We start from the raw sequence: 8,081 nt of genomic DNA, 5'->3' as shown, positions 1-8,081 counted from the left end.
CCCGCCACTTCACCCTGTGGCGCGAGCTGACCGCCCGGTCCACGCCCACCTCCGCCGACCGCTCCCCCACCGGGGACCCCGCCTCGGCCGGCTCACCCGCCGAGGGCGGGTGAGCGGAGGAGGGCGACCGCGCCTCCGAGCACCGGCGGCGACCCCCTGGTGACCACCGGGGCAGTCGCGGCAGGGCACCACCCGGGGTCTCCCCGGCCGTGCCCACCAGCACCACCACTACGAGAAGGGAGCCGATGATGACCGCGACGCAGGACGTCGACCGCGCCGCGCCCGCCGGCCCGTCGTTCGAGGACCGGGTTCGCCGGGTGGCGGACGCGGCCCACCGGATGCGCCACCACGTGCTGAACATGGGTGAGGTGCAGGGGCAGGGCTACGTCGGCCAGGCCCTCGGCGTCGCCGACGTGCTCGCCGTGATGTACCGGGACCAGCTGCGGCTGCGGCCGGCCGACCCGCACTGGGACGAGCGCGACCGTTTCCTGCTCTCCATCGGGCACTACGCGATCGCCCTGTACGCGGCGCTGGCCGAGGCGGGGGTGATCCCCGTCGAGGAACTGGAGACCTACGGCTCGGACGAGAGCCGCCTGCCGATGTCCGGCATGGCCTCCTACACGCCCGGGATGGAGATCTCCGGCGGATCGCTGGGCCACGGCCTGGGCGTCGGGGTCGGGATGGCGCTGGGCCTGCGGCACCGGGGCGTCGGTTCCCGGGTGGTGAACCTCCTCTCCGACGGTGAGCTCGACGAGGGCTCCACCTGGGAGGCCGCCATGGGCGCGGCGCACCACCGGTTGGGGAACCTGACCGCCGTGGTGGACATGAACGCCCTCCAGGCGGACGGACCGACGGCCGGTGTGCTGGCCATCGAGCCGGTGGAGCGCAAGTGGGAGGCCTTCGGCTGGCACACCGTGCGGGTGGACGGCAACGACGTGCCCGCGCTGCTGCGCGCCTTCGACGGCCTGGCCGAGGTCGACGCCGACACCCCCCGGGTCGTCATCTGCGACACCCGGATCGGGTCCGGGGTCCCGCTGCTGGAGACCAGGGAGAAGGCGCACTTCATGCGCATCGACGAGCACGAGTGGCAGATCGCCAGGGACCAACTCGACCAGGGAGCGCAGCGATGAGCACGACGACGAGGAAGCGGCTGACCACTTCGGCGATGATCGCCTCGTTCGTCGACGAGGGGCAGCGCACCACCCCCGCGCCGTTCGGGCACGCCCTGTCCCGGCTCGCGGAGGAACGCCCCGAGGTCGTCGGGCTGACCGCCGACCTGGGCAAGTACACCGACATGCACGTCTTCGCCCAGGCGCACCCGGACCGCTTCTTCCAGATGGGCATGTCCGAACAGCTGCTGCTCGGCGCCGCCGCCGGGATGGCCGAGGTGGGGCTGGTGCCCTTCGCCTCCACCTACTCGGTGTTCGCGACGCGGCGCGCCTACGACTTCCTGTGCCTGGACGCCGCCGAGCCGGGGCTGAACGTCAACATCGTGGGAGGGCTGCCGGGCCTGACGACGGGCTACGGGCCCAGCCACCAGGCGACGGAGGACATCGCGATCCTGCGGGGCATGCCCGGGCTGACGATCGTGGACCCCTGCGACTCGGTGGACATCGAGCAGGCCGTTCCGGCGTTGGCCGAGGTGTCCGGTCCCACCTACCTGCGGTTGTTGCGGGGCAGGGTTCCCACGGTGCTCGACGAGTACGACTACACCTTCGAGGTGGGTCGGGCCGCCGAGCTGCGCACCGGCCGTGACGTGACGCTGGTGTCCAGCGGGCTGATGACGATGCGGGCGTTGTCGGCGGCCGAGCGGCTGGCCGAGCACCGGGTCGACGTCGGGGTGCTGCACGTTCCGACGATCAAACCGTTGGACACCGAGGCCGTGCTGCGGGTCGGCAGGTCCGACCGGCTGGTCGTGACGGTGGAGAACCACAGCGTGGTCGGTGGGCTCGGCGAGGCCGTGGCGTCCTGCCTGGCGTTCGGCGGCGCCGCGCGCAACCTGGTGCCGGTCGCCCTGCCCGACGAGTTCCTGGCCGCCGGGGCGCTGCCCACCCTGCACGACCGGTACGGGTTGTCCACCGACCGCCTGGTGCGCCGGGTGCTGGACGCGCTGGAGGTGTGATCCGGACCTCCGGCCGCCCGCCGGGCTCGCCCGGCTCCAGTGGGGGATGTGCTCCCGGGCCCGGAATGGGGCCGGGGCCGGTCGGGGTGCGGTGCGCGGCCGGGGTGGGGAGCCTGATCGGCTCCCCACCCCGTGTTCCCTGCCTGGTGGTCTCAGCTGGCGGCGTCGGTCACTCGAAGATCACGTCGGAGCAGTTGTAGAAGGCCTCCGGGCTGTCGGAGCGCTGCCAGATCGAGTAGATGATGTGCCGGCCGCTCTTGTCGGGCAGGTCGGCGGACCAGGTGTACTCGGCGCCGTGCGGGCCGCTGCCGTTGATCGGCGGGTCGGTGACGACGTCGAAGGGCTCGGGCTCCAGGTCGGACCACTTCAGCGGCTGGGTCGGGTCCCAACCGTCCTTGGTGACGTACTGGTACCAGGTTCCGGGGTGCGGGGCCCAGGCGTTGTAGCGGATGGTCACCGTCTCACCGGCGGGCATGGTCGTGGTGGGCCAGTCGGTCCTGGCCTGGTTGTAGGCGGCGTAGGTGTCACCGGGGCCGCACAGGCGCCCGTCGGGGATGATCTCCTGGTGGCGGCCGCCCGCGTCGGGGAGGAGGTTGCCGAACCAGTTCCACAGCGCGTTCTTGCCGCCCATCTCGATGGCGTCGGCGCAGGCCGGGTTGGTCGGGTCGAGGTCACCGCCGACGCCACCCGCGAGGCCGTCCACGTAGCAGGCGTAGGTCCTGGTCGCGGGGTAGGTCAGGCCGCCGTGCGCCAAGGCCACCTGGGGCGGGATCGCGAGGGCGAACATCCCGGCGAGGCCGGCCAGCAGGCCGAAGAACCTCAGTTTTCCTTTCACCTTCACCTTGGTCTCCTTGATCGACTGGTCAGCGTTGGTCAGTCGTCCGCTCCCCACCGTCCGCGCCGGTCGACCACGGTCGACCACCAGGACGGGCCGCGTCTGGCCCGACGCCGCCGCCGGTGGTCGACCGGCCGCCCGGGGCCGTCCGCGTCGCCCGAGGTGCTGGTTGGCGCGGTCTCCGCTTGGCTGCCGCCGGAGGAACGACCCACGGGATAACTGGGAGCGCTCCCAGATTGGGGGCCGCACGCACGGTGTGTCAACACCTGGTCAGCCACCCACCCCGCAAATACTCCTGTTGCCGCACCGGGCCGGCTCCGAAGGTCCCAGCGCGGGCCCGAGGTCCCCGCGTCCTTCGGTACCACTGAGCAGGGGAAAGTCCGTCGGAACCCCACGCGGTCGGGGGGTCGCGGGTTCTCTCCGGGCGACCGGACCGAGCGGACGGCCCGCGACCACCGGTCGCTCCGGAGCCGGGACGGCGCAACCGGTTCCGCGACCACGGCCACCTCCGGGCGGCCACGGGTTCCGGCACCTCGCACGGCGGTGGCGGCCGTTGTTCTTCCTGGTCACCCGGCTGTCTCCCCGAGCGTCCGGCGATGGCGTCGACCACGGCGGCCACCCCGGTCGACCCGTCGAGATCCGGCACCGCCCACAATTGTTGGAGCGCTCCCACCACTCGGCGCCCCAAAGCGACGCTCCCCTGGTGCCCTCCGTGCGGCCGGGGCGGCGAGGCGAGCCCGGGTGACCACGGCGCACCCCGACCGCCGGACGACGCGTCGACCCGGGGGCGGGGCCCGCCGTCATCGACGAGGCCACGCCACCCTCCACCGTTGCGGCCACGTCAGGAACCGCCACCGTCCCGCGCCCGGCCACGGGCCGGCCACGGGCCGGCCACCGACCCCGCGGCCTCCTCCGCCGGTGGCCGGCTGGCGGGGCGCGAGGGTCCCGGGCGCGGTACTCGTGGCGGGTCCTCGGGGGCCAGCGACCGGCGGGCACCGCCGGACCACCGCGCGACACCCCCTGACGGCGCGTCACACACCCCCGGGCCACCGCCCGCCCCTGGCCGGTCGGGCGGCCCGGAGCGAGACACCGGAGGCCGGTGCGCCGCCCCCGGGAGCGGCCCACCGACGTGCGCGGCGCCGCTACCGGGAGGTCGGCGCGCGGTCGGCGACCCAGGCGACACCGTCGGGGTAGCGGTGCGCGGCGCGGGAGGCGGTGCGGATCTGCGCGGAGAAACCGGGCCGTTCGGGGGCGAGGTACCGGCCGCCACGCACCCGCACCGGGTCCACGAAGTGCTCGTGCAGGTGGTCGACGTACTCGATGACCCGGTCGTCCCAGCTCCCGCTGACCGCGAGGAAGTCGAACATGGCGAGGTGCTGGACGAGTTCGCACAGGCCCACCCCGCCGGCGTGCGGGCACACCGGACGGCCGAACTTCGCCGCCAGCAACAGGATCGCGACGTTCTCGTTCACCCCGGCCACCCGCGCCGCGTCGATCTGCACGACGTCGATGGCCTCGGCCTGGAGGAACTGCTTGAACATGACGCGGTTGTGGATGTGCTCGCCGCTGGCCACCCGCACCGGGGCCACGCCCCGCCGGATGGCGGCGTGGCCGAGCACGTCGTCGGGGCTGGTCGGTTCCTCGATCCACCACGGGTCGTACGGGGCCAGGGCCCGCGTCCAGTCGATCGCCTCGGCCACGTCCCACCGCTGGTTGGCGTCGATGGCGATGCGCACGTCGGGGCCGGCGATCTCCCTGGCGACCCGCAGCCGCCGCAGGTCGTCGTCGAGGTCCGCGCCGACCTTGAGCTTGATCTGGGTGAACCCGGCCGCCAGTGCCTCCCGGACGAGCCTGGTCAACTTCGCGTCGTCGTAGCCGAGCCAGCCGGGCGAGGTGGTGTAGGCGGGGTAGCCCTCGGCGAGCAGGCGTCGCTCCCGACCGGCGCGGCCCTCCCGGGCCGCGCGCAGGATGTCCAGGGCCTCCTGCCTGGTCAGGGCGTCGCTGAGGTAGCGGAAGTCGACGAGGTCGACGACCTCCTCCGGTTCCAGGTCCGCCAGCAGCCGCCACAGCGGCTTGCCCTCGCGCTTGGCCCGCAGGTCCCACAGCGCGTTGACCACCGCGGAGATCGCCATGTGCACGACCCCCTTCTCCGGCCCGAGCCAGCGCAACTGGCTGTCGTGGACGAGGGAGCGCCACAGCCCGCCCAGGTCGGCGAGGGTCTCGTCCAGCGGCCGGCCGACGAGGGCCGGCGCGAGGGTGCGGATCGCCGCCACCTGCACGTCGTTGCCCCGCCCGATGGTGAAGGCGAAGCCGTGCCCCTCCAGGCCGTCGGCGGCGTCGGTGCGCACCACCACGTAGGCGGCCGAGTAGTCGGGGTCGGGGTTCATCGCGTCCGACCCGTCCAGCTCGCGGGAGGTCGGGAAGCGGATGTCCTGGGTGTCGATGGCGAGGATCGAGGCGGTCATGGAGTCCTTCTCAGGGGTCGTCCCGCGCCGGGTCGGCGCGGGTTGTCGGCCGCGAACCGCGACCGGGTGCCCGGTCCGGGCGGCCTCCCTCCGGGACAGAGGAGGCCACCCGGACCGGACGCATCAGGTGCCGTCCATGCCCTCACCGAAGTAGAAGCCGGGCTGGGTGGACTGCATGTAGCCCATGGACTCGGCGGCGAGGCTCGCCCGGTAGTCCCGGTCGTGCAGGAACGTCGGGAACCGGTACTCGGTGGGGATCGTCGTCGTGTAGATCCGGATCTCGCTGCGGTCGTGCACGTAGAAGACCTCCTCGCGCCAGTCGCCGAAGACGTCTCCGTAGCCCAGCACGGCGTAGCGGTCGGTGCCACCGAACGGGTCGGCCTCCGCCGTGACGAGGTTGACCAGTTCCTCGTTCTTGTAGTCCCACTTGTCGATGTAGACGCCGTCGAGCAGCTCCCGGAGCAGGTCGCCGTCCCACCAGATGCCGTAGTTCACGCTGGCGGGTCGGGTGCCGATCCGCTCGCCCTTGGCGTTGTAGAGGCCGTCGACGGGGGGCACCACCTCGACGATGCCCTGCGGGTTGGGGCGGCCTCCCCACACCTCCAGGCCCGGGTGGCGGGGGTCGATGTCGGCGGCCATGCCCCGGCCCACGTCGTCCCACTTCTCGCCGGTCGGCCCCCACAGCAGGTCGCCCTCCTCGGCGCCCCGCAGGTGGATCGGGTTGCTGTAGTGGCTGTTGACCTCCTGGACGTAGAAGATCTCCAGCCCGTCGCGTTCCGGGTCGATGTCGGTCATGTGGACCCGGTCGCCGTGGCCCTCGCCGGTGATCCACAGGGTGGACCCGTCGTCGTCGATGGCGATGCTGCCGTTGATGATCTCGTCGCGGCCGTCGCCGTCGATGTCCCCGGTGCGCAGGTTGTGGAACCCGGCGCCCTTCGGGTAGCGGCCGTTCTCGTCGGTCGGGCGGTTCCACTGCCACCGCAGGGTGGCCTTCTCACCGTCGAAGTCCCAGGCCTCGGCGACCATTTTGGCGTAGGTGCCGCGCAGGGTGATCAGGCTCGGGTTGGCCTCGGGACCGTCCAGGTAGGCCACGGTCATCAGGTTGCGTTCGGACCGGTTGCCCCGGTCGTCGCCCCAGACCCCCGGTTCGCCCCGGTCGATCCAGTCCTGGCGTTCGATGGTCTCGCCGGTGGCGCCGTCGAGGATCTCGACGTACTCCGGCCCGTCGAAGACCCGCCAGTTCTGACTGGCCCGGTAGTCGATGATGCCGTCGCCGTTGAGGTCCTCGTCCACCTCGCTGGACTTGTAGATGACCTCGGCCCGGCCGTCACCGTTGAGGTCGTGCACGAGGTAGGGCGTGTACCAGATTCCGGTGCGCAGGTTGACGCCCAGGTCGCGCCGCCAGAGGAATTCGCCCTTGCTGGAGTACCCCTCCAGCTTGTAGGTGTCCCGTGGCTCCTCGCCCTTGGACGGGTCGATGTTCTGGTCGCCCCGTTTGATCACGTAGTCCATCTCGCCGTCGCCGTCGAGGTCGCCGACGGCGACATGGCGGGCGGTCTGGTCGATGTCGTCGGCGAGGTCGAAGGAGAAGAACGGCCGGTCCTCGGAGCCGGCGGGCAGCGTGTAGGAGCCGCGCTGGTTGTCCCGGCCACCGTTGCGGACGGCGTGGACGTGGTAGGTGTTCTCCCTGGCGGGGTCGGCCTCCTCGTCCACCCAGTAGGTGGCTCCGGTGATGGGCGCCCGGTTGAGCTTGGTGCGCCGGCCGTCGGTCTCCCGGAACAGGTGGAAGGCGACGTCGGCGCGGTCGGTCTCCAACAGCCGCCAGCTGACGTGGACGGCGTCGCCGTCGTGCACGGCGATCACGCCGCGCCCCAGTTGCTGCTCGGCGCCGCCATAGCCGCGCGGGATGCCGAAGCCGGTGGTCGACGACGAGTCGGGTTCGGCCACGGCCGCTCCCGAGGCGAGCGCCGTCGGCAGGGCGACGGCGGCGGTGATGGCGAGCGCACCGACGGCCACGCGTCTGGGGCGCTTCCGGAACGTCATGGGACAACCTCCGAGTTGGGATGCCGTGATCCACGCTGATCGGACGGAACAGCCCGGATAGGTAGGATGTATCTTGCTCTCGTTCCACCGATGAGCAAGGGATCCGGTGCCATTCTTGGCCGATACCTGACAGATGTCGGATGACTTGCCAGCCTGCACGGCCCCCGGGTCCTGCGTGGCGGCCGCGGCGCGCTCGGCCGCTCGAGGACGACCAACCGGCGCGGGAGGAGGACCGCCCGAGGGAGGACGCGCCACCCCGGTCGGTCCGATCCGACCTGGTGCTTGCGGCCGACTGGTGTCAGCGCCGAGGACGGCCCCCGGGAAACGTGAACATGAATGCCCCCGAACCGGGGACGCGGTGCTCCCTGCGACGCCCACGCACCCATCGCACACTGGGGACGGTGCCGGGGTTCGGGACACCGTCGACGGACTCCTCGACGGGTCACCGCCGGACGTCCCGCGCGGCGGCGCCTGACGTGTCCCGCCAGCCGCTGCCGGCACGATCGACGGAAGGACCCCTGGTGCGTTCGACATCGCGCGACCCCCGAACCGTCCCCCTCCCCCGCCGGTCCCGCCGCCTCCTCCCGGGTGCGCGTCGGGGGCGGGCGGGCGCGGG

At 72.5% G+C, this 8,081-nt stretch carries 5 protein-coding genes; 2 read left to right on the top strand and 3 right to left on the bottom strand.

Annotated elements, in window-relative coordinates; translation table 11 throughout:
• Positions 1–248 precede the first annotated feature (248 nt).
• A complete protein-coding gene (locus ACTIDRAF_RS0206615) occupies positions 249–1,130 on the top strand; it encodes a transketolase (RefSeq protein ID WP_016697934.1) in 882 nt (293 codons plus the stop codon).
• Complete coding sequence (locus tag ACTIDRAF_RS0206610) at positions 1,127–2,122, top strand: transketolase family protein (protein WP_039786139.1); 996 nt, start codon at positions 1,127–1,129, stop codon at positions 2,120–2,122. Before ACTIDRAF_RS0206615 ends, ACTIDRAF_RS0206610 begins: the two co-directional genes overlap by 4 nt.
• A gap of 169 nt (positions 2,123–2,291) precedes the next feature.
• Here the strand turns inward: ACTIDRAF_RS0206610 and ACTIDRAF_RS0206605 are convergent, their stop codons facing one another.
• The 3 genes from ACTIDRAF_RS0206605 to ACTIDRAF_RS27590 all read right to left on the bottom strand — a co-directional run bounded on the left by ACTIDRAF_RS0206605 (position 2,292) and on the right by ACTIDRAF_RS27590 (position 7,465).
• Positions 2,292–2,963: a lytic polysaccharide monooxygenase auxiliary activity family 9 protein gene (locus ACTIDRAF_RS0206605; protein ID WP_245533458.1), complete on the bottom strand. Its 672-nt coding sequence runs from the start codon at positions 2,961–2,963 to the stop codon at positions 2,292–2,294.
• Between the two features lie 1,136 nt (positions 2,964–4,099).
• Positions 4,100–5,422 (bottom strand): enolase C-terminal domain-like protein, encoded by a 1,323-nt coding sequence (locus tag ACTIDRAF_RS0206600; RefSeq protein ID WP_016697931.1) that lies wholly within the window; start codon positions 5,420–5,422, stop codon positions 4,100–4,102.
• Between the two features lie 123 nt (positions 5,423–5,545).
• Complete coding sequence (locus ACTIDRAF_RS27590; RefSeq protein WP_016697930.1) at positions 5,546–7,465, bottom strand: rhamnogalacturonan lyase family protein; 1,920 nt, start codon at positions 7,463–7,465, stop codon at positions 5,546–5,548.
• Positions 7,466–8,081: the final 616 nt, after the last annotated feature.

The sequence above is a fragment of the Actinoalloteichus spitiensis RMV-1378 genome (genome assembly GCF_000239155.1).
In the GTDB taxonomy this organism is placed as follows: Bacteria; Actinomycetota; Actinomycetes; order Mycobacteriales; family Pseudonocardiaceae; genus Actinoalloteichus_B; species Actinoalloteichus_B spitiensis.
This window is presented reverse-complemented; position numbering and strand designations above follow the sequence as displayed.